The following is a 20,461-nucleotide window of genomic DNA, read 5'->3' as shown; positions in this document are numbered from 1 at the left end:
CGTCATTTCACCTGACGGCCCCGTACTACACGACGGCCCCGCGAGGGGCCGTCCGCTTCACCGGAATAAGGATTGAGATATGAGCCAGAAATTCGACGTGGTTGTGATTGGTGCCGGCCCCGGCGGCTACGTGGCTGCCATCCGTGCCGCCCAGCTCGGCCTGAAGACCGCCTGCATCGAGAAGTACATCGGCAAGGAGGGCAAGGTCGCCCTCGGCGGTACCTGCCTGAACGTAGGCTGCATTCCGTCCAAGGCGCTGCTGGACAGCTCCTACAAGTACCACGAGGCCAAGGAGGCTTTCGCCGTCCACGGTATCGAAGCCAAGGGCGTCACCATCGACGTACCGGCCATGGTCGCGCGCAAGGCCAACATCGTTAAGAACCTGACCGGCGGCATCGCCACCCTGTTCAAGGCCAACGGCGTCACCTCCTTCGAAGGCCACGGCAAGGTGCTGGCCAACAAGCAGGTCGAAATCACCGGTCTGGACGGCAAGGTGCAGGTCCTGGAAGCCGAGAACATCATCATCGCCTCCGGTTCCAAGCCGGTCGAGATTCCGCCGGCCCCGCTGACCGACGACATCATCGTCGACTCCACCGGCGCCCTGGAATTCCAGGCCGTGCCGAAGAAGCTGGGCGTGATCGGCGCCGGCGTCATCGGCCTGGAGCTGGGTTCGGTCTGGGCCCGCCTGGGTGCCGAAGTCACTGTCCTGGAAGCCCTGGACAAGTTCCTCCCGGCCGCCGACGAGCAGATCGCCAAGGAAGCCCTGAAGGTCCTGACCAAGCAAGGCCTGAATATCCGCCTGGGCGCCCGCGTCACCGGCACCGAAGTGAAGAAGAAGCAGGTCACCGTGACCTTCACCGACGCCAACGGCGAGCAGAAGGAAACCTTCGACAAGCTGATCGTGGCCGTGGGCCGTCGCCCGGTGACCACCGACCTGCTGGCCGCCGACAGCGGCGTGACCCTCGACGAGCGTGGCTTCATCTACGTCGACGACCAGTGCAAGACCAGCGTTCCGGGTGTGTTCGCCATCGGTGACGTGGTCCGCGGCGCCATGCTGGCGCACAAGGCCTCGGAAGAGGGCGTGATGGTCGCCGAGCGCATCGCCGGCCACAAGGCGCAGATGAACTACGACCTGATCCCGTCGGTCATCTACACCCACCCGGAAATCGCCTGGGTCGGCAAGACCGAGCAGCAGCTCAAGGGCGAAGGCGTCGAAGTCAACGTCGGCACCTTCCCGTTCGCCGCCAGCGGCCGCGCCATGGCTGCCAACGACACCACCGGCCTGGTCAAGGTCATCGCCGATGCCAAGACCGACCGCGTCCTGGGCGTCCACGTGATCGGCCCGAGCGCTGCCGAGCTGGTCCAGCAGGGCGCGATCGCCATGGAATTCGGCACCAGCGCCGAAGACCTGGGCATGATGGTCTTCTCCCACCCGACTCTGTCCGAAGCGCTGCACGAAGCGGCCCTGGCGGTGAATGGCCACGCCATCCACATCGCCAACCGCAAGAAGCGCTGAGGCGGTAGGACCACGGCGGGGCAGGGCGGCAGTCATTCGCGAGGGACTGTCGTGACCACCCCGCCGGATTCCCGCGCCGCGGCGCGGGAATCACAGGTGGTGCGGCGCCACGAGCGCTGCGCCGAATGCGCAATACCCAAGACGAAAAAACGGTAGACAAGCATGAATCTCCACGAGTATCAGGGTAAGCAGCTGTTCGCTGAGTACGGCCTGCCCGTATCCAAGGGCTTCGCCGTCGACACACCCGAAGAGGCCGCAGAAGCCTGTGAGAAAATCGGTGGCACCGAGTGGGTCGTGAAAGCCCAGGTGCACGCCGGTGGCCGCGGTAAAGCGGGCGGTGTGAAGCTGGTCAAGAGCAAGGAGGACGCCAAGGCGTTCGCCGCCAACTGGCTGGGCAAGCGTCTGGTGACCTACCAGACTGACGCCAATGGCCAGCCGGTCAGCAAGATCCTGGTGGAATCCTGCACCGACATCGACAAGGAGCTGTACCTCGGCGCCGTCGTCGACCGTTCCAGCCGCCGTATCGTCTTCATGGCCTCCACCGAAGGTGGCGTGGACATCGAGAAGGTCGCCCACGACACTCCCGAGAAGATCCTCAAGGCCACCATCGACCCGCTGGTCGGCGCCCAGCCGTTCCAGGGCCGCGAGCTGGCCTTCCAGCTGGGCCTGAAGGGCGACCAGATCAAGCAGTTCGTGCACATCTTCGTCGGCCTGGCCAAGCTGTTCCAGGATTACGACCTGGCCCTGCTCGAAGTCAACCCGCTGGTGATCAAGAAAGACGGCAACCTGCACTGCCTGGACGCCAAGATCAACATCGACTCCAACGCCCTGTACCGTCAGCCCAAGCTGCGCGCCATGCACGACCCGTCCCAGGACGACGCCCGTGAAGCCCATGCGCAGAAGTGGGAGCTGAACTACGTCGCGCTGGAAGGCAACATCGGCTGCATGGTCAACGGCGCAGGCCTGGCCATGGGCACCATGGACATCGTCAACCTGCACGGCGGCAAGCCGGCCAACTTCCTCGACGTTGGCGGCGGCGCGACCAAAGAGCGCGTGACCGAAGCGTTCAAGATCATCCTCTCCGACAGCAACGTCGCTGCCGTACTGGTGAATATCTTCGGCGGCATCGTCCGCTGCGACATGATCGCCGAAGGCATCATCGGTGCCGTTAAAGAAGTCGGCGTGAAGGTTCCGGTTGTCGTCCGTCTGGAAGGCAACAACGCCGAACTCGGCGCCAAGGTACTGGCCGAAAGCGGTCTGAACATCATCGCGGCGACCAGCCTGACCGACGCTGCCCAGCAAGTCGTCAAGGCCGCGGAGGGTAAGTAATGAGCATCCTGATCAACAAAGACACCAAGGTCATCTGCCAGGGCTTCACCGGCTCGCAGGGCACCTTCCACAGCGAACAGGCCATCGCCTACGGCACCAAGATGGTCGGCGGCGTGACCCCCGGCAAGGGCGGCACCACCCACCTGGGCCTGCCGGTGTTCGACACCGTCAAGCAAGCCGTTGAAGCCACCGGCGCCGAAGCCTCGGTGATCTACGTTCCGGCTCCGTTCTGCAAGGACTCGATCCTGGAAGCCGCCTTCGGTGGCATCAAGCTGATCGTCTGCATCACCGAAGGCATCCCGACCCTCGACATGCTGGACGCCAAGGTCAAGTGCGACGAGCTGGGCGTACGCCTGATCGGCCCGAACTGCCCGGGCGTGATCACCCCCGGCGAGTGCAAGATCGGCATCATGCCGGGTCACATCCACCTGCCGGGCAAAGTGGGCATCGTGTCGCGTTCCGGCACCCTGACCTACGAAGCCGTGAAGCAGACCACCGACGCCGGCTTCGGCCAGTCCACCTGCGTGGGCATCGGTGGCGACCCGATCCCGGGCTCCAACTTCATCGACATCCTGAAGCTGTTCCAGGAAGACCCGAAAACCGAAGCCATCGTCATGATCGGCGAGATCGGTGGTTCGGCTGAAGAAGAAGCCGCTGCCTACATCAAGGCCAACGTGACCAAGCCGGTGGTGTCCTACATCGCTGGCGTCACCGCGCCGCCCGGCAAGCGCATGGGCCATGCCGGCGCCATCATCTCCGGTGGCAAGGGCACCGCGGACGAGAAGTTCGCCGCCCTGCAGGACGCCGGTGTGAAAACCGTGCGTTCCCTGGCCGACATCGGCAAGGCCCTGGCCGAGCTGACCGGTTGGGCGACCAAGTAAGCGCTTCGCTTACCTGACCGTCCGTCGCGAGAGGCCACCTTCGGGTGGCCTCTTGTTTTGGTGAGACGTCCTCAGAAGTGTCGTTCAGGCGACACGCCCTTTCATCCCGTGGACGAGCTGACATACGTCAGTACAGTTCATCGGGATAGATCGTTAGGCTAGCAACTATCCCCAGCGCTGCGTTCCCCACAAGGGAAGGCGTGCTAACCGCCAACTCCTACCCGGAGCGGCGGCTATTCCGGACCGTCATGGATGGCGGGACAACCAGAATGCAGGAGCAAACGGGCCACGAGCCCATGGAAAACCTCTGCTATCGGACTTCCAAGAACAATCTCCCGTGCAGGTATGAACGCAGGCATCTCCGATGCGGCTGCGCCGTGCCCGTTCGGCTTTTGTGCCTTGGGAGGCCACGAAACCCGTTTCAGCACTGTGGTATTCCCCTAAATGAACGTCTTGAAAGGCCAGGACATCCTGGCGCTCGGCTTTATGACCTTCGCCCTGTTCGTCGGGGCCGGCAACATCATCTTCCCGCCCATCGTCGGCCTGCACTCCGGCCCGCACGTATGGATGGCGGCCCTCGGCTTCCTGATCACCGCGGTCGGCCTGCCGGTCATCACCGTGGTCGCCCTGGCCAAGGTCGGCGGCGCCATGGACACCCTGAGCCACCCCATCGGGCGCGTCGCCGGCGGCCTGCTGGCGGCGGTCTGCTACCTCTCCGTGGGCCCGCTGTTCGCCACCCCGCGCACCGCCACCGTGTCCTTCGAAGTCGGCCTGGCGCCGCTCACCGGCGACGGCCCGCTGCCGCTGTTCCTCTACAGCCTGGTGTACTTCGCCATCGTCCTGCTGATCTCGCTGTACCCCGGCAAGCTGCTGGACACCGTGGGCCGCTTCCTCGCCCCGCTGAAGATCATCGCCCTGGCCGCGCTGGGCATCGCCGCCTTCATGCTGCCGGCCGGGACCATCGGCCAGGCCGAGCCGAGCTACGAGCACGCGGCCTTCTCCCAGGGCTTCATCAACGGCTACCTGACCATGGACACCCTGGGCGCCCTGGTCTTCGGCATCGTCATCGTCAACGCCATCCGCTCCCGCGGCGTGCAGTCGCCGCGCCTGATCACCCGCTACGCGGTGATCGCCGGCCTGATCGCCGGGGTAGGGCTGGCGCTGGTGTACATCAGCCTGTTCCGCCTGGGCTCGGGCAGCCACGACATCGCCGCCGGCGCAACCAACGGCGCGGCCGTGCTGCACGCCTATGTGCAGCACACCTTCGGCTCCCTGGGCAGCGGCTTCCTCGCCGTGCTCATCGCCCTGGCCTGCCTGGTCACCGCCGTGGGCCTGACCTGCGCCTGCGCCGAGTACTTCTGCCGCATCCTGCCGCTGTCCTACCGCAGCCTGGTGGTGATCCTGGCCGGCTTCTCGCTGCTGGTGTCCAACCTCGGCCTGACCAAGCTGATCCAGTTCTCGGTGCCGGTGCTGACCGCCATCTACCCGCCGTGCATCGTGCTGGTGGCGCTGAGCTTCTGCGCCGGCCTGTGGAAGTCGCAGACGCGCATAGTCGCCCCGGTGATGACGGTGTCGCTGGTGTTCGGCATGATCGACGCGCTCAAGGGCGCCGGCTTCGCCCTACCGGAATGGCTGGCCCACCTGCCGCTGTCCGAGCAGGGCCTGGCCTGGCTGATTCCGTCGGTGGCCATGCTCGCCGTGATGGTGGTGATCGACCGCCTGCTCGGCGAACCGAGCGAAGCCGTGGCCTGACCGGGCCCGCCACAATGAGAAAGGCCGCCCACGAGGCGGCCTTTTTCGTTGCGCAACTGCCTTGCCGACGCGCCGAGGTGCTTTTCGTAGGATGGGTTGAACCTGCGATACCCATCGGGCCATGGTGATGGCTATCGCTTCGCTCAACGCCATCCTACGGGACGTCGTGTAGGAGCGTAGGGCGTATAACCGTTCGCGGTTATCCGCCGTTGGCCGTGCCACCGGGGCGTTCGGCGTGACCGGTAAACCCAATCGCGGACGGAGTCCGCTCCTACGTCCGTGTTTCTCTGTAACCGTAGGAGCAGACTCTGTCCGCCCTACGGGTCCTCACATTGTCGAGGAGGGGACCGTCATATGTACTCCACCGAGAACTCCAGCTTCGCCGTGACGCGGCCGCTTACGGTGCCCGTGGTCCCGGCGCGGTAGTAATGGGCGTGGTAGTCGAAGGTCATGACCGAGTCGGCTATCTGCGGGGAGTTGTTTTCGTTGGTCATCAGGTCGATGGTGGCGTAGGTGCCGTTGCGCAGCTGGATTTCGATGTCCGAGTTGCCGTCGCCGCTCTGGTTCCGGAGGTTGCCGGTCGCGGGGTTCACCCCGGTGGAGGCGAACTTGGGGCGGACCCAGGCCGGCGCGCCGCTTTCACCGCAGCCGGTGAGGGTGATGGTGAACGGCGTGTCGCCGGCGAGATCCCCGGCGTTCTGCAGCTTTTCCCAGCCGACCGGCTTCAAGGTCACGGCGCCATGTTCGCCCTGGCCGTTGACGGCTACGGCGCAGGTAGAGGGGGTGATGTATCCGTCGAAGCTTACCGAGCCTGCGGCGGCTTGGGCGTTGCTGGCCAGAAGGGTTCCGGACAGGGCGAAGGCAAAGGCGATTGTTTTCATTTTGGTCCAACTACAAGTGAGGGAGGTCGGGTTTGTGCGCTTGCTCACGACTCACTGGGCGATCTGCACAGATGCGCCGGGAATGCCGTGATGGCCGCCGCGATTCTAGGGCAGGGCTTTTGAGGGAAAGGCTCGTTTGCTTGTAGGAATTGCCTTCGGTTTGGCGTAGTCAAGTGTCCCGATGGGGGAGGTGACGCAGCTTCGTGTCTTCCCGCCGACATCCGGCGTCTATCTGCCGCGTTCTCCCTCAATCACCCGATCAACAGGCCCGGCCCGCCGACAGGGCCCGCCAAGGAAGCCCATGACCGACGTCGTCGATCTCTTCGATATCCAGTACCTGTGGAACCTGCTGGCCATGCTCTGGTTCGCCTTCTGCTGGGTCGGCTATGCCCGCTACGCCAGCCACAGGGCCCGCGACACCGCGTGCCTGGCCAGCGTGCTGCACCTGTACCGCAAGGACTGGATGCGCCGCCTGCTGCTGCGCGACAACCGCGTGGCCGATGCCAGCGTGATCGGCAACCTGGAGCGCAACGCCTCGTTCTTCGCTTCCAGCACCCTGATCATCCTGGCCGGCATCCTCACCCTGCTGGGCTCGGCCGAGCGCACCGTGTCGGTGCTGGCCGACCTGCCTTTCGTGGCCTCGCCGACCCGCGGGCTGTCGGAGCTGAAGCTGCTGTGCCTGGCGGTGGTGTTCGTGTATGCCTTCTTCACCTTCAGCTGGTGCATGCGCCAGTACAACTTCGCCGCCGTGCTGGTGGGCTCGGCGCCGATGATCGGCGAGCGCCACGTCGGCGAGCAGGAGCGCAATGCCTTCGCCGAGCGCGCCGCGCGGGTGGTGTCCATGGCCGCGCACCAGTTCAACCAGGGCCTGCGTTCCTACTACTTCGGCCTGGCCATGCTGGCCTGGTTCATCAACCCGTGGATCTTCATGCTGGTCACCGCCGGGGTGGTCGGGGTGCTGTACCAGCGCGAATTCCATTCCGACGTGCTCAAGGTGATGGTGTTCACCCCCACGCCCCACGGGGAGCCGGCGAAAGAGCCGGAGTGAAGAAACGACAAGGCCCGCGAATGCGGGCCTTGTGCGTTGTACGGGGAGCGGGCGGTTACTTCTGCTCCTCGTTGGACGGAGCCGGCGCGGTGTCCGGAGCCGGGGTGGTCGGCGCCGGAGCGGCTTCGTTGGCCGGCGGAGTGGTCGGCGCCGGGGTCGCCGGCTGCTCGGTGCTCGGCGCGGCCGGCGGGGCCTTGGGCTCTTCTTTCTTGTCGCAGCCGGCCAGCGTCAGGCCTGCAACCAGCATCAGAGCGAAGGGAAGGGTTTTTTTCATCGTGGAGCCTCCATGTGCGGCGTTCCTGGTGTTAGCCCTTTGAGCTGAGACCTTCCTCAGAAGTTCAACGCAAGTTTGCGCCGGCACTACGATTATTCACTGCAGCGCCCTTTGGCGGCGGAGTATGATGCGCCTTCGAGCATCCCGGGGCCCCGATCCGCATGAGTGAAATGTCCATTCTAGAGCGCGCGCAACGCTTCCTCGCCGTCCTGCGCCATTGCCAGGTGCTGGGCATCGCGGCCCATGCCGCGGACGAAAAGGGTTTGACCCTGCGCCTGCCTTATAGCGAAGCGATCGTTGGCAACCCGGAAACCGGCGTGATCCACGGCGGCGCCATCACCACCCTGATGGACACCACCTGCGGCATCTCGACGCTCTGCGTGCTGCCGCAGTTCGAAATCTGCCCGACCCTCGACCTGCGCATCGACTACATGCACCCGGCCGAGCCGCACAAGGACATCTTCGGTTTCGCCGAGTGCTACCGCGTGACGCCCACCGTCATCTTCACCCGCGGCATCGCCTACCAGGACGACCCCGAGCAGCCCATCGCCCACGTGGTCGGCACCTTCATGCGCCTGGGCAAGGGCGCCACCGGCGCGCCGGCGGGCGCCAAGGGGGAGGGCGCATGAGCACGCCGAACATCGAGAACCTGCTGCGCCAGATGCACCAGGACAACGATTTCAGCCCGCTGCTGGACATGATCCCCTACGCCCGGCTGATCGGCATCCGCTGCCTGCGCCTGGGCGAGGAGGTGATCTTCCACCTGCCGGCCAGCCGCGACAACATCGGCAACCCGACGCTGCCGGCGCTGCACGGCGGGGTGATCGCCGGCTTCATGGAACACGCGGCCATGCTGCACCTGCTGATGCTCATGGGCGTGCCGCACCTGCCGAAGATCATCGACTTCTCCGTCGACTACCTGCGCGCCGGGCACTTCCGCGACACCTACGCCCAGTGCCAGGTGTGGCGCCAGGGCCGGCGCGTGGCCAACGTCGCCATCACCGCCTGGCAGAGCACTCGCGCCGAGCCGATCGCCACCGCGCGGGCGCATTTCAAGGTCGACGGCGCCTGAGGCCGGGGGCTCGATGGACACGCTGCTGATCCTCGGCGGGCTGTTGCTGATCCTGGCCGGCTACGCCTGGCTGGTCATGCTGGCGTTCGCGCGCGGCCCGCTGTGGGGCCTGGCCTGCCTGCTGCCGCCGCTGGCGCCGGTGTTCCTGGCGCGGCACTGGGGCTTCGCGCGCAAGGCGCTGTTCCTCGGCGCTCTGGGCTGCATTCCCCTGGTCGTCGGCCTGGCCATGCTCGCCAGCCGCGACAGCGCGCGGCTTGAGGCCATCCTCAGCCTGCAATGGTTGCGCAGCGAGCCGGCGGCGGCGCCGGAGCTGGACATCGCCCTGCGCGGCGAACTCGACGGCCAGGCCTTCGCGCCGCAGCAGGCGGAGCTGATCGACGGCGTGCTCAGCCTGCGCGAGGGCCAGGACTTCTATGCCCACCGCGAGGTGCGCATCCGCCTGGCCGCCCAGCCGCACGGGCCGCTGCGCCTGGACGTGCTGCCGGACGACCGCGGGCCGCGGCCCGTGGTGGAGGTCAGCTGGCTGGCGCCGGGCGCCGACCTGCCCGAGGCCGTGCGCCTGGAGCGCGGCTACAGCCTGCACCTGGACCTGCAGCCCGAGGCGCCCAACCGCCTGCGCGGCGACTTCCACCTGGTGCTGCCGACGGAATACCGCACCACCCTCAGCGGCCGCATTGAGCTGTACACCGACCGCCTGCGCTACCGCGACGGCCAGGTGGACACCCGTTTCGACTCCGCCGACACCCTGGCCTACGTCCTGCGCGACTACCTGCAGCGGCGCTTCCCGGGCCGCCAGCTGGAATTGCCCGAGACGCGCCTGGAGCCCCTGGGCCCGATCATGCAGGTGCCGCTGGACTTCCGCCTGGACGGCGAAGCGCAGCACCTGGACCTGGAGCTCAAGCGCAGCGCCAGCCGTGGCTGGGCGGTGCGCGGCGACCGCTACCCGAAGCTGGCGCCGCGCGCCGAGGCCAGCGCCCCGGTGGCCGAACCCGGGCCCGCCGCGCCGCAGCCCGGCAGCGCGACGCGGCCGCTGAGCCTGGAGCGCCTGCAGGCCGAGCCGCAGCGCTACGTCAACCGCGGCATGCGCGTGACCACCGAACGCGGGCGCGTGGCCGAAGGCGTGTTCACCGGCCTGGACCCGAACGGCCGGGTGGTCATCCGCCACCTGCTCACCGGCGCCGGCCAGGCCAGCTACAGCCTGCGGCCTGCGGAGATCAGCGCCATCGAACTCCTGCCGCAGTGACGTTCGTCGCGGCAAACCCTTGAAAAGCTTCAGGAAGCCCCCATCTCGCTGACATCCGCCGCCCGCTGCGGCTTTTGTCATCCTCGGAGCGAGAACCTATGAGCGTGGAGACGCAGAAAGAGACCCTGGGCTTTCAGACCGAAGTGAAGCAGCTGCTTCACCTGATGATCCATTCCCTGTATTCGAACAAGGAAATCTTCCTCCGCGAACTGATTTCCAACGCCTCCGACGCGGCCGACAAGCTGCGTTTCGAGGCCCTGGCCAAGCCCGAGCTGCTCGAAGGCGGCGCCGAGCTGAAGATCCGCGTCAGCTTCGACAAGGACGCCAGGACCGTCACCCTCGAAGACAACGGCATCGGCATGAGCCGCGAGGAAGTGATCGCGCACCTGGGCACCATCGCCAAGTCCGGCACCGCCGACTTCCTGAAGAACCTCTCGGGCGACCAGAAGAAGGATTCGCACCTCATCGGCCAGTTCGGCGTGGGCTTCTACAGCGCCTTCATCGTCGCCGACAAGGTCGACGTCTTCACCCGCCGCGCCGGCGCCCCGGCCAGCGAGGGCGTGCACTGGTCGTCGAAGGGCGAGGGCGAGTTCGAAGTCGCCACCGTCGACAAGCCCGAGCGCGGCACCCGCATCGTCCTGCACCTGAAGGACGGCGAAGACGAGTTCGCCGATGGCTGGCGCCTGCGCAACGTCATCAAGAAATACTCCGACCACATCGCCCTGCCCATCGAGCTGCCGAAAGAACAGCACGGTGAAGACGCGCCGGCGGAAACCGAGTGGGAAGTGGTCAACCGCGCCAGCGCCCTGTGGACCCGTCCGCGCACCGAGATCAAGGACGAGGAATACCAGGAGTTCTACAAGCACATCGCGCATGACTTCGAGAACCCGCTGAGCTGGAGCCACAACAAGGTCGAAGGCAAGCTGGAATACACCTCGCTGCTCTACGTGCCCGGGCGCGCGCCCTTCGACCTGTACCACCGCGAGGCCCCGCGCGGCCTGAAGCTGTACGTGCAGCGCGTGTTCATCATGGACCAGGCCGAGCAGTTCCTGCCGCTGTACCTGCGCTTCATCAAGGGCGTGGTGGACTCCAACGACCTGTCGCTGAACGTCTCCCGCGAGATCCTCCAGTCCGGCCCGGTGATCGACTCGATGAAGTCGGCGCTGACCAAGCGCGTGCTGGACATGCTGGAGAAACTGGCGAGCAGCGACGCCGAGGCCTACAAGGGCTTCTGGAAGAACTTCGGCCAGGTCCTCAAGGAAGGCCCGGCGGAAGACTTCGCCAACAAGGAGAAGATCGCGGGCCTGCTGCGCTTCGCCTCCACCAACGACGACTCCGGCGAGCAGAGCGTGTCCCTGGCCGACTACATCGGCCGCATGAAGGAAGGCCAGGACAAGATCTACTACCTCACCGGCGAGAGCTACGCGCAGGTGAAGAACAGCCCGCACCTGGAAGTCTTCCGCAAGAAAGGCATCGAAGTGCTGCTGCTCACCGACCGCATCGACGAGTGGCTGATGAGCTACCTGCCGAGCTTCGACGGCAAGGACTTCGTCGACGTCGCCCGCGGCGACCTGGACCTGGGCAAGCTGGACTCCGAGGAGGACAAGAAGGCCCAGGAGGAAGTGGCCAAGGCGAAGGAAGGCCTGGTCGAGCGCCTGAAGGCCGCCCTCGGCGAGGAAGTCGCCGAAGTGCGCGTGTCGCACCGCCTGACCGACTCGCCGGCGATCCTCGCCATCGGCGAGGCCGACCTCGGCCTGCAGATGCGCCAGATTCTCGAAGCCAGCGGGCAGAAGGTGCCGGAGTCGAAGCCGATCTTCGAGTTCAACCCGGCCCACCCGCTGATCGAGAAGCTCGACGCGGAGCCGGACGAGGACCGCTTCGGCGAACTGGCGCACATCCTCTTCGACCAGGCCGCCCTGGCCGCCGGCGACAGCCTCAAGGACCCGGCCGCCTACGTGCGTCGCCTGAACAAGCTGCTGGTGGAACTTTCCGCCTGAGCCGGTAACCTCACACAAAGCCCGCCTTAAGCGGGCTTTGTGCTTTTCCTACTCCCACTGAAGGAAGTCACCCCATGAGCCAGATCAGCGTCCAACCCGTCGCTTATGAAGTCGACGGCGTGTCCTTCGAAGGTCAACTGGTCTTCGACGCCTCCAGCACCGTGCAGCGCCCCGGCCTGCTGATGGCGCCGAACTGGATGGGCGTCAGCCAGGGCGCTCTGGACATCGCCCGCCAGGTCGCCGGCCACGGCTACGTGGTGCTGGTGGCCGACCTCTACGGCAAGGACGTGCGCCCCGACGGCCCGGAGCAGGCCGGCGCCGCCATGATGCCGCTGAAGAACGACCGCGCCTCGCTGCGCCGCCGCATGCAGGCGGCCTTCAAGGCGCTCCAGGCCCAGGCCGGCAAGGCACCGATCGATGGTGCCAAGCTGGCCGCGTTCGGCTTCTGCTTCGGTGGCTGCTGCGCCCTGGACCTGGCCCGCGACGGTGCGCCGCTGGCCGCGGCGGTGTCCTTCCATGGCACCCTGGATTCGCCCAACCCGGCGGATGCGAAGAACATCAAGGGTTCGGTGCTGGTCCTCGACGGCGCTATCGACCCGCTGGTGCCGCGCGAGCAACTGCTTGATTTCGCCAAGGAAATGAACGACGCGGGCGTGGACTGGGCGTTGACCAGCTATGGTGGCGCCGCGCATTCCTTCACCGATCCGCAGGCCCAGATTCCGGGCAAGATGCAATACGACGCCAAGGTGGCCCGCCGGGCGTTCCAGGCGATGTACGATTTGCTGGATGAGAAGTTCGGCGAGTAGGGCGGTTTCGTTCGGCCATGCAAAAGTCCGGCACACCGGGGGCGTCCGGTGCGGCCGCTGAATCCAATCGCGGACAAAGTCCGCTCCTACGCCCGTGCTTCCCTGGAACCGTAGGAGCGGACTCCGTCCGCGATTCGGCGGATAACGCCGTAGGCGTTATGCGCCCTACGCAGAAACACCTATTCGTGGCGCCGGGGCGTCCGGTGTGGCCGGTGAATCCAATCGCGGACAAGGTCCGCTCCTGCGCCCGTGCTTCCCTGGAACTGTAGGAGCAACTGTCTGCGCCGAGGCGTTCTTCGTAAGATGGGTTGAGCTTGTGTTCTGCCGGGACACATAGGTAACGCCTGTCGGGACACATGGGTAACGGTTTCCCATGGTCACTCCGGCTGCCTGAGGTCGACCTGCCGGACCGTTTTGTTGATGAAAATGATGTCGAGTACGCCATCCTCCTTGGCGGGGCGGATGGCGACTCGCTCACCCGCCAGACCTTCGCTGACGAATACCATTCGGCCATCGAGGCGAATCTGGCCCTTGGTATGTACCGTCAGCACCCGCTCTCCGGGCTCGTACTCCACTTCCAGCAACTTTTCCGGGTATGGCCTGGGGCTGCTCCGGTAACGCGTCAAGGGCGGCTTCTGGCCCAGCGCCTGATGCGGACGTTGCTGATTGTACTGTTCCAGCCAGCGGTCCATACCCGCCTGGCATTGCTCCAGGGTGCGGAAGTGCGCGTCGTGCAGCAGCTCGCGCTTGAGCGTCTGATGGAAGCGTTCGAGCTTGCCTTGGGTCTGCGGATGGTGAGGCCGGCTGTGTCCGACCTTGATGCCCAAGCGCATCAACCAGACTTCCAGAGCCGAGAGGCCGCCGCGACGGGTTGAGCCCCAGGGTGGGCCGTTGTCGCTGGTAATGCGCCGGGGCAGGCCATAGCGCCGGAATACCCTGATCAGTTGTTGGCGGACCGTTTCACGCCGCTCGTCAGCACAGGCCGCCAGGCACAGGGCAAAGCGTGAGTGGTCATCGAGCAGCGTCAATGGATGGCAATGCTGGCGCTGGCCGAACAGCGCAAAGTGCCCCTTGAAGTCCATCTGCCAGAGGTCGTTTGGCGCCTCGTGCTCGAAGCGCGATGTCGCGGCAGGGCCGGCGTCGGCCCCATAACGCAACGGCCGGCCATGCCGGCGCAGAATCGCATCGAGCGTGCTGTGATGCGGACGTGCAGACTCGTCACCCGACATCAGGCTGCGCAGTTTGCGGCCGCCCCAGGCGGGATAGGCCTCATGCAAGGCCAGGACAGCGTGCTCCAGGTCCTCGCTGCTACGGCGGGGGCAACTCAAGGGACGCCGGGACTTATCCAGCAATCCCGGTTCGCCTTGCTCTTGGTAGCGTCGAAGCCACTTGTAGGCTGTTTTCGGACTGATCTCGAAGCGCCGGCACAGCTCCCGCACGTTGGCATCAGGCTGTTCTGCCAGGAGAACGAACTCATATCGACTGGACACAGGTGTGCACTCCTTCCACGGCATCGCTCGATCTCCCGATACGGCAATTCCGTGATCCTAAATGCGTTACCTATGTCTCCCGACACCTGTTACCCATGTCTCCCGGCAGAACACTTGCGAAACCCATGCGGTTGCGCTGATGGGTATCGCTTCGCTCAACCCATCCTACGGGCTTTCCTGGAACTGTAGGAGCGGACTCCGTCCGCGATTGCCCCCTCACCTTGCCCCAGCCTCATCCGCCCGATACCCCCGCGCACCGAACCAGCAGATATACAGGTAGCACACCAGCGGAATGGCAAAGGAATGCAGCAGGCCGATATGGTCGGCGAAGAAGCCCTGCACCAGCGGCACCAGGGCGCCGCCGACGATGGCCATGCACAGCAGGCCCGAGCCCTTGCTGGTCAGGTTGCCCAGGCCTTCCAGGGCCAGGGAGAAGATGGTCGGGAACATGATCGAGTTGAACAGGCCGATGAGGATCAGCGCCCACATCGCCACGTGGCCGCCCACGCCGATGGCCACCGCCAGCAGCACGGCGTTGGTCACCGCGTTGAAGGCCAGGATGCGGTTGGGGCGGATGCTGCGCATCAGCACGCTGCCGATGAAGCGGCCGATCATGGCGCCGCCCCAGTACAGCGAGAGGAACTTGCTGGCCTGTTCGCCGGGTAGGCCGGCGATGTCCGGCTGACCCATCAGGCTGACCAGGTAACTGCCGATGGCCACCTCGGCGCCGACATAGCAGAAGATGCCGACCACCCCGTACACCAGGTGCCGGTGGGCGAGCAGCGACTGCCGGCCGGCGGCCGCGCCGTCGCTGGGTTCGCCGTGGCTGATGCGCGGCAGGCGGAACAGGCCGATCAGCACGGCGATGGCGAACAGCAGGGCGGCCAGCACCAGGTAGGGCATCTTCACCGAGTCGGCCTCGGCGGCGGCGCTGCCCAGTTCGCTGGCCGCGCCCGCGCCAATGGCCAGGATGGTCACCGAGCCCACCAGCGGGCCGACGGTGGTGCCCAGGGAGTTGAAGGCCTGAGTCATGTTCAGCCGGCTGGCCGCCGACTGCGGGCTGCCGAGCACGTTGACGTAGGGGTTGGCCGCCACCTGCAGCAGGGTGATGCCCGAGGCCAGGATGAACAGCGCGGCGAGGAACGCCGGGTAGGATTGCGCGCCGGCCGCAGGCAGGAACAACAGGCATCCGACTCCAGCGGTGACCAGGCCGACGATGATTCCGCGCTTGTAGCCCAGGCGCTCCACCAGCCGCCCGGCCGGGAAGGACATGACGAAGTAGGCGGTGAAGAAGCTGAACTGCACCAGCGACGCCTGCACGTAGTTGAGGGTGAACACCGCCTTCAGGTGCGGCACCAGGATGTCGTTCAGCGAGGTGATCAGGCCCCACATGAAGAACAGCACGGTGAGCACCGTGAGTGCGCCGGCGTGACGATTCTGCTCTGGCATGGCAGCTCCAGGACGTGGAAGGAAAGGGGAGGGCCGCGCCTCAGCGCGGCAGCTCGATGCGCTCGCGCTCGCCGGGGACCGTCGGCCAGTCGCCGGCGGCCCAGCGCCGGCGGGCCTCGTCGATCAGCGCGGGGTCGCTGGCGACGAAGTTCCAGTTCATCCGCCGCGCACCGTCCAGCGGCTCGCCGCCGATCAGCACCGCGCGGCAGTCGGCGCAGGCGCTCAGCACCGGGCTTGCGCCCTCGGGCAGGACCAGCAGCTGGCGCAGCGGCGCGGGATCGTCGTCGAGCAGGGCCTCGCCTTCCAACAGATAGAACGCCCTTTGCGGATGTTCAGGCGGCAGCGTCAGGGTGCTGCCGGCAACCATCTCGATGTCGGCATACAAGGTCGGCGACAGCACCGGCACCGGCGAGACCAGGCAGAAGCCGTTGCCGGCGATCAGGCGGATGCGCACGCCCAGGCTCTCGCTCTGCGGCAGGCTGGCCAGCGGGTGGTGGCTGTAGCTGGGCTCGCGGCCTTCCTCGGCTTGCGGCAGGGCCAGCCAGACCTGCAGGCCGTGCAGGCGCGAACCGCTTTCGCGCAGCGCCCGCGGCGTTCGCTCGACGTGGGCGACGCCGCGCCCGGCGGTCATCCAGCTGACGTCGCCGGGCAGCACCAACTGGTCCGAACCCAGGCTGTCCTTGTGCTGCACCTGGCCCTCGAACAGGTAGGTGAGGGTGGACAGGCCGATGTGCGGGTGCTGGTTGATGTTCATGCCCTGGCCCGGCGCGAAGTCGGTGGCCAGCATGTGGTCGAAGAACACGAAGGGGCCGATGCTGCGGAATTGCGCGGAAGGCAGGGCGCGCAGGATCGGCATGCCCTCGACCTCGTCGGCGTGGGGGCGGATGGCGAAGGGGGCGGCAGTCATGGCGAGGCTTCCGGAAGGCTATGGCCAATAGGATAGCCGCTCGCCGCCGCAGCGCTGAGCCCGGGCGCGGGCCGCCTCGTTTCCTTCGCCGGCTGCCTGCCGCCGCCGGGCCGACGGTCAGATTTGTGAGTCGCAGTGGCGCGACCTGTCATTGCGGAGCCTTCGCTGCCTGAAGTCCAATCCGTCTGGATCGCGCTTTCGTGCGATGGGCGTTCATGCTTTCGGGTTGGCAAGTGGGGAAACAGTTTGTTACCTTGCTTGCACTATCGTGCCAGATTCCGCGTGCAGGGGATTCGCCAGAGGAGCCAGCCGGCGCCGGCAAGCGCCATCCGAGGAGTTGTACTGCTGGGCCGCCAGACCGGCCAGCAGCCGAGAAACGAATAAGAACAGCGCCGGACGCAATGCCCGGGGCGATAAATCTTGGCCGTCATGGAGGTAATGCTTCGATGAACCGTCGTACGTGCATCGAAAGGGGTTGGGGCAACCCGTCGTTCTGGGCGCCCAGGCGCGCCGGCGCGCTCATGGGGCTGCTGCCGTTGCTGGTGGCGGGCAGTGTCCAGGCCGTCGAGTTCAGCTTCGCCGACAACCAGGTCACCGGCTCGCTGGACAGTACCCTGTCGTACGGCGCCATGTGGCGCGTGCAGGGCCGTGGCACCGAGAACATAGACGACATCAACACCGACGACGGCAACCGCAACTTCGACAAGGGCCTGGTCTCCCAGGTGTTCAAGCTCACCTCGGACCTCTCGGCCAAGTACCAGAACTACGGCCTGTTCATGCGTGGCACCGCCTACTACGACACGCAGATCATGGACAAGCGCAACGACTACCTGAGCACCACCGACGGCGTCGAGCGCCCCAGCCAGTCCTACCCCGACGACGACCGCTTCACCCAGGACACCCGCCACATCGCCGGACGCAAGGCCGAGCTGCTCGACGCCTACCTCTCCGGCGACTGGGACGTCGCCGAGCACCCGGTCACCGGCCGCGTTGGCCGCCAGGTGCTGAACTGGGGCGAGAGCACCTTCTACCGCGGCGGCATCAACACCATCAACCCGGTGGACGCCTCGCGTTTCCACCTGCCGGGCTCGGAGCTCAAGGAAGTGCTGGTGCCGGTGGAGGCGCTGAGCTTCAACCTGGGGCTGACCGACAACCTGTCGATGGAAAGCTACTACCAGTGGAAGTGGAAGGAGACGCGCCTGGACCCGGTGGGCACCTATTTCGCCGACACCGACCTGTTCGCCGACGGCGGCGACGTCGCCTACACCACCGAAGACAGCCCGGAGTTCAAGCAGCTGCTGGCCGGCTACCCGCTGGTGGCCGGGCTCGGCCTGCTGGGCAACGGCCCGGCCGGCCCGAACGCCTACCTCAACCCCAACACCGGCACCTTCAAGGTGGCCAGCATCGGCAAGGACCTCGACGCCCGCGACAGCGGCCAGTACGGCGTGGCCTTCCGCTACATCGCCGAGCAGCTCAACTCCACCGAGTTCGGCCTGTACTTCGTCAACTACCACGCCAAGGAACCCCAGGTGGCGGTGGACCTGCGCAGCTATCAGGGCGCCGACATCGCCGCCCTCAACGGCGTGCTCGGCCCGCTGGGCCTGGGCGAGGCGGTGCCCGGCCTGGCCACCCTGGACCTGGCCAGCAACGCCCAGGCGCGCCGCGACTACGTCGAAGACATCCGCATGTACGGCTTCAGCTTCAACACCACCCTGGGCGACGCCTCGGTGGCCGGCGAGCTGGCCTACCGGCCGAACATGCCGATCAGCATCGCGGCCACCAACGACCTGCTCGGCGACCTGCTGACCCAGGGCGTGCTCGGCCTGACCAACCTCTACGACGCCAACACCCCGGCCGACCAGGCCTGCGCGGCGGTGTCCGGCAAGCAGCTGTGCCGCGGCTCGCTGTTCCAGAACTACGAGCGCGCCGAGACCTACAACGCCTCGCTGACCGGCATCTACAACTTCGGCCCGCACATGACCTTCGACTCGGTGGTGGGCGTGGCCGAGCTGGCCGGCGAGTTCATCCGCGGCAGCAGCCTGGAGTACACCGCCTGGGACGGCAGCAAGCGCCGCTTCGTCGGCGCCCAGGACAAGTCCTATGTCGGCGGCTCCGACGACGGCGACCAGATCAGCCGCGACAGCTACGGCTACACCCTGCTGCTCAGCGGCACCTGGAACGACGTGTTCGCCGGCGTGAAGCTCAGCCCCTACGTGGTCTACCAGGACGACTTCAAGGGCAACTCCGACCGCACCGGCAACTTCATCGAAGGGCGCAAGGCCTACACCCTCGGCGCCGACGCCACCTACCTGAACACCTTCCAGGTGGGCATGCAGTACACCAACTACTACGGCGCCGGGGTGAACAACTCCATGCGTGACCGGGACAACGTCTCGATCAGCGCCAAGTACTCGTTCTGATCAGCCAGGTGATGGAGACTCGCATGATCGCCAAGAAACCCATGATCGCGCTGCTGGCCCTGGCGGCCCTGGTGGCGACCGACGCCCGCGCGGCGGTGAGCGCCGACCAGGCCGCACAGCTCAAGAGCAGCCTGACGCCGCTGGGCGCCGAGAAGGCCGGCAACGCCGCCGGCAGCATCCCCGCCTGGAGCGGCGGCCTGACCCAGGCGCCGGCCGGCTACAAGGGCCCGGGCAGCCACCACGTCGACCCCTTCGCCGGCGACAAGCCGCAGTTCACCATTACCAAGGCCAACCTGGAGCAGTACAAGGCGAACCTGACGCCCGGCCAGATCGCCCTGTTCAACACTTACCCGGACAGCTTCCAGATGCCGGTCTACCAGACCCGCCGCAGCGGCGCGGCGCCGCAGTGGGTGTACGACAACACCTTCCGCAACGCCACCAGCGGCAAGCTGGTGGAAGGCGGCAACGGCTTCGCCGACGCCTACGGCGGCATTCCCTTCCCGATCCCGCAGAGCGGCCTGGAAGCGTTGTGGAACCACATCGCCCGCTACCGCGGCAGCTACATCGAACGGCGCTCGGCGCAGACCGGCGTGCAGCGCAACGGCGCCTACTCGCTGGTCACCAGCCAGGACGCCGCGCTGTTCCGCTTCTACGATCCGAAAGGCAGCTTCGAGCAGCTGGGCAACACCCTGTTCTACTACATGACCTTCACCACCGCCCCGGCGCGCCTGGCGGGCGAGGGCGCGCTGGTGCAGGAGACCCTCGACCAGGTCAAGGAACCGCGCCAGGCCTGGGGCTACAGCCCCGGCCAGCGCCGCGTGCGGCGCGCGCCGACGCTGGCCTACGACACCCCGATCGAGGACTCCGACGGCCTGCGCACCGCCGACGACACCGACATGTATAACGGCGCGCCGGACCGCTACAACTGGACCCTGGTGGGCAAGAAGGAAATCTACATCCCCTACAACAACTACCTGGTCACCAGCCCCGAGGTGAAATACAAGGACCTGCTCACCCCCGGCCACATCAACCCGAAATACACCCGCTACGAACTGCACCGGGTGTGGGTGGTGGAAGGCAAGCTCAAGCCCGGCGCGCGGCACATCTACAGCAAGCGCACCCTGTACCTGGACGAGGACAGCTGGGGCGCGGCGGTGGTCGACCAGTACGATGGCCGTGGCGAGCTGTGGCGGGTATCGATGGCCTACCTGAAGAACTTCTACGAACAGCCCATGGTCTGGACCGCGCTGGACACCTTCCACGACCTGCAGTCGCGGCGCTACAGCGTGCAGTGGCTGGACAACGAGGAGCCGGGCACCGCCGACTTCAGCAAGGCGGCGCCGGACGTGGCGGAGTTCAGCCCGGCGGCTTTGCGGCGGAAGGCTTCGCGCTGAGG

General features: G+C 66.4%; 17 protein-coding genes. 12 read left to right on the top strand and 5 right to left on the bottom strand.

Translation table 11 applies throughout. The features are described from left to right. Nucleotides 1-79 precede the first annotated feature (79 nt). The 4 genes from lpdA (at nt 80) to brnQ (ending at nt 5,478) form a co-directional block, all read left to right on the top strand. On the top strand, nt 80-1,516 hold the full coding sequence (gene lpdA / locus ACTWJ5_RS20235) for a dihydrolipoyl dehydrogenase (RefSeq protein ID WP_444436400.1): 1,437 nt from the start codon (nt 80-82) through the stop codon (nt 1,514-1,516). A 162-nt stretch (nt 1,517-1,678) separates the two neighbouring features. Next, nucleotides 1,679-2,845, top strand: coding sequence for an ADP-forming succinate--CoA ligase subunit beta (gene sucC / locus ACTWJ5_RS20230; RefSeq protein ID WP_009619383.1), 1,167 nt, complete (start codon nt 1,679-1,681; stop codon nt 2,843-2,845). Continuing rightward, nucleotides 2,845-3,726: a succinate--CoA ligase subunit alpha gene (gene sucD / locus ACTWJ5_RS20225; RefSeq protein ID WP_009619384.1), complete on the top strand. Its 882-nt coding sequence runs from the start codon at nt 2,845-2,847 to the stop codon at nt 3,724-3,726. The genes sucC and sucD overlap by 1 nt, the downstream gene beginning before the upstream one ends. A 444-nt stretch (nt 3,727-4,170) precedes the next feature. Next, on the top strand, nt 4,171-5,478 hold the full coding sequence (brnQ, locus tag ACTWJ5_RS20220; protein ID WP_444436399.1) for a branched-chain amino acid transport system II carrier protein: 1,308 nt from the start codon (nt 4,171-4,173) through the stop codon (nt 5,476-5,478). 350 nt (nt 5,479-5,828) lie between these two features. On the opposite strand, the gene ACTWJ5_RS20215 is transcribed toward brnQ, so the two are convergent. Next, entirely contained in the window at nt 5,829-6,359 is a 531-nt protein-coding gene (locus tag ACTWJ5_RS20215; protein WP_249917062.1) for a fimbrial protein, read from the bottom strand. A gap of 301 nt (nt 6,360-6,660) precedes the next feature. On the opposite strand from ACTWJ5_RS20215, the gene ACTWJ5_RS20210 reads away from it, so the two are divergent. Next, complete coding sequence (locus ACTWJ5_RS20210; protein ID WP_074982635.1) at nt 6,661-7,407, top strand: DUF599 domain-containing protein; 747 nt, start codon at nt 6,661-6,663, stop codon at nt 7,405-7,407. Nucleotides 7,408-7,462: 55 nt separating this feature from the next. On the opposite strand, the gene ACTWJ5_RS20205 is transcribed toward ACTWJ5_RS20210, so the two are convergent. Further along, a complete protein-coding gene (locus ACTWJ5_RS20205; RefSeq protein WP_009619390.1) occupies nt 7,463-7,681 on the bottom strand; it encodes a hypothetical protein in 219 nt (72 codons plus the stop codon). A gap of 161 nt (nt 7,682-7,842) precedes the next feature. Between ACTWJ5_RS20205 and ACTWJ5_RS20200 the strand changes: the two genes are divergently transcribed. The 5 genes from ACTWJ5_RS20200 to ACTWJ5_RS20180 all read left to right on the top strand — a co-directional run bounded on the left by ACTWJ5_RS20200 (nt 7,843) and on the right by ACTWJ5_RS20180 (nt 12,799). Further along, entirely contained in the window at nt 7,843-8,310 is a 468-nt protein-coding gene (locus ACTWJ5_RS20200) for a PaaI family thioesterase (RefSeq protein WP_074982633.1), read from the top strand. After that, complete coding sequence (locus tag ACTWJ5_RS20195) at nt 8,307-8,753, top strand: PaaI family thioesterase (RefSeq protein ID WP_444436398.1); 447 nt, start codon at nt 8,307-8,309, stop codon at nt 8,751-8,753. The genes ACTWJ5_RS20200 and ACTWJ5_RS20195 overlap by 4 nt, the downstream gene beginning before the upstream one ends. Nucleotides 8,754-8,766: 13 nt before the next feature. After that, complete coding sequence (locus ACTWJ5_RS20190) at nt 8,767-9,996, top strand: MFS transporter (protein ID WP_256511791.1); 1,230 nt, start codon at nt 8,767-8,769, stop codon at nt 9,994-9,996. Between the two features lie 98 nt (nt 9,997-10,094). Further along, a complete protein-coding gene (gene htpG / locus ACTWJ5_RS20185) occupies nt 10,095-11,993 on the top strand; it encodes a molecular chaperone HtpG (RefSeq protein WP_444436397.1) in 1,899 nt (632 codons plus the stop codon). Nucleotides 11,994-12,067: 74 nt separating this feature from the next. Continuing rightward, nucleotides 12,068-12,799 carry a dienelactone hydrolase family protein gene (locus ACTWJ5_RS20180; protein WP_074982624.1) on the top strand — a complete coding sequence of 244 codons (732 nt, stop codon included), beginning with the start codon at nt 12,068-12,070 and terminating at the stop codon, nt 12,797-12,799. A gap of 377 nt (nt 12,800-13,176) precedes the next feature. Here ACTWJ5_RS20180 and ACTWJ5_RS20175 read toward each other — a convergent pair whose 3' ends face one another. The 3 genes from ACTWJ5_RS20175 to ACTWJ5_RS20165 all read right to left on the bottom strand — a co-directional run bounded on the left by ACTWJ5_RS20175 (nt 13,177) and on the right by ACTWJ5_RS20165 (nt 16,645). After that, nucleotides 13,177-14,313, bottom strand: a complete 1,137-nt coding sequence (locus ACTWJ5_RS20175) for an IS481 family transposase (RefSeq protein WP_135499969.1) — start codon at nt 14,311-14,313, stop codon at nt 13,177-13,179. 192 nt (nt 14,314-14,505) lie between these two features. Further along, nucleotides 14,506-15,738: a sugar MFS transporter gene (locus ACTWJ5_RS20170; RefSeq protein WP_249917057.1), complete on the bottom strand. Its 1,233-nt coding sequence runs from the start codon at nt 15,736-15,738 to the stop codon at nt 14,506-14,508. A gap of 40 nt (nt 15,739-15,778) precedes the next feature. After that, complete coding sequence (locus tag ACTWJ5_RS20165; protein ID WP_444436396.1) at nt 15,779-16,645, bottom strand: pirin family protein; 867 nt, start codon at nt 16,643-16,645, stop codon at nt 15,779-15,781. A 446-nt stretch (nt 16,646-17,091) separates the two neighbouring features. On the opposite strand from ACTWJ5_RS20165, the gene ACTWJ5_RS20160 reads away from it, so the two are divergent. Continuing rightward, nucleotides 17,092-19,065 carry a DUF1302 domain-containing protein gene (locus ACTWJ5_RS20160; protein WP_301501106.1) on the top strand — a complete coding sequence of 658 codons (1,974 nt, stop codon included), beginning with the start codon at nt 17,092-17,094 and terminating at the stop codon, nt 19,063-19,065. A 23-nt stretch (nt 19,066-19,088) separates the two neighbouring features. Next, nucleotides 19,089-20,459, top strand: coding sequence for a DUF1329 domain-containing protein (locus ACTWJ5_RS20155; RefSeq protein WP_436410223.1), 1,371 nt, complete (start codon nt 19,089-19,091; stop codon nt 20,457-20,459). The last annotated feature ends 2 nt before the right edge of the window (nt 20,460-20,461 follow it).

It is taken from the genome of Pseudomonas sp. A6 (assembly GCF_052367875.1).
GTDB lineage: Bacteria > Pseudomonadota > Gammaproteobacteria > Pseudomonadales > Pseudomonadaceae > Pseudomonas > Pseudomonas citronellolis.
Note: the sequence above shows the minus strand (reverse complement) of the source record. Positions and strands in the feature narration are given on the sequence as shown.

Excerpts from the sequence above, each read along its gene's own strand:
- htpG (WP_444436397.1), top strand. The coding sequence starts at position 10,095 with ATGAGCGTGGAGACGCAGAAAGAGACCCTGGGCTTTCAGACCGAAGTG.
- brnQ (WP_444436399.1), top strand. The coding sequence starts at position 4,171 with ATGAACGTCTTGAAAGGCCAGGACATCCTGGCGCTCGGCTTTATGACC.
- sucD (WP_009619384.1), top strand. The coding sequence starts at position 2,845 with ATGAGCATCCTGATCAACAAAGACACCAAGGTCATCTGCCAGGGCTTC.
- lpdA (WP_444436400.1), top strand. The coding sequence starts at position 80 with ATGAGCCAGAAATTCGACGTGGTTGTGATTGGTGCCGGCCCCGGCGGC.
- ACTWJ5_RS20165 (WP_444436396.1), bottom strand. The coding sequence starts at position 16,645 with ATGACTGCCGCCCCCTTCGCCATCCGCCCCCACGCCGACGAGGTCGAG.
- ACTWJ5_RS20180 (WP_074982624.1), top strand. The coding sequence starts at position 12,068 with ATGAGCCAGATCAGCGTCCAACCCGTCGCTTATGAAGTCGACGGCGTG.
- sucC (WP_009619383.1), top strand. The coding sequence starts at position 1,679 with ATGAATCTCCACGAGTATCAGGGTAAGCAGCTGTTCGCTGAGTACGGC.
- ACTWJ5_RS20155 (WP_436410223.1), top strand. The coding sequence starts at position 19,089 with ATGATCGCCAAGAAACCCATGATCGCGCTGCTGGCCCTGGCGGCCCTG.
- ACTWJ5_RS20160 (WP_301501106.1), top strand. The coding sequence starts at position 17,092 with ATGAACCGTCGTACGTGCATCGAAAGGGGTTGGGGCAACCCGTCGTTC.
- ACTWJ5_RS20195 (WP_444436398.1), top strand. The coding sequence starts at position 8,307 with ATGAGCACGCCGAACATCGAGAACCTGCTGCGCCAGATGCACCAGGAC.
- ACTWJ5_RS20210 (WP_074982635.1), top strand. The coding sequence starts at position 6,661 with ATGACCGACGTCGTCGATCTCTTCGATATCCAGTACCTGTGGAACCTG.
- ACTWJ5_RS20205 (WP_009619390.1), bottom strand. The coding sequence starts at position 7,681 with ATGAAAAAAACCCTTCCCTTCGCTCTGATGCTGGTTGCAGGCCTGACG.
- ACTWJ5_RS20215 (WP_249917062.1), bottom strand. The coding sequence starts at position 6,359 with ATGAAAACAATCGCCTTTGCCTTCGCCCTGTCCGGAACCCTTCTGGCC.
- ACTWJ5_RS20175 (WP_135499969.1), bottom strand. The coding sequence starts at position 14,313 with ATGCCGTGGAAGGAGTGCACACCTGTGTCCAGTCGATATGAGTTCGTT.
- ACTWJ5_RS20190 (WP_256511791.1), top strand. The coding sequence starts at position 8,767 with ATGGACACGCTGCTGATCCTCGGCGGGCTGTTGCTGATCCTGGCCGGC.
- ACTWJ5_RS20170 (WP_249917057.1), bottom strand. The coding sequence starts at position 15,738 with ATGCCAGAGCAGAATCGTCACGCCGGCGCACTCACGGTGCTCACCGTG.
- ACTWJ5_RS20200 (WP_074982633.1), top strand. The coding sequence starts at position 7,843 with ATGAGTGAAATGTCCATTCTAGAGCGCGCGCAACGCTTCCTCGCCGTC.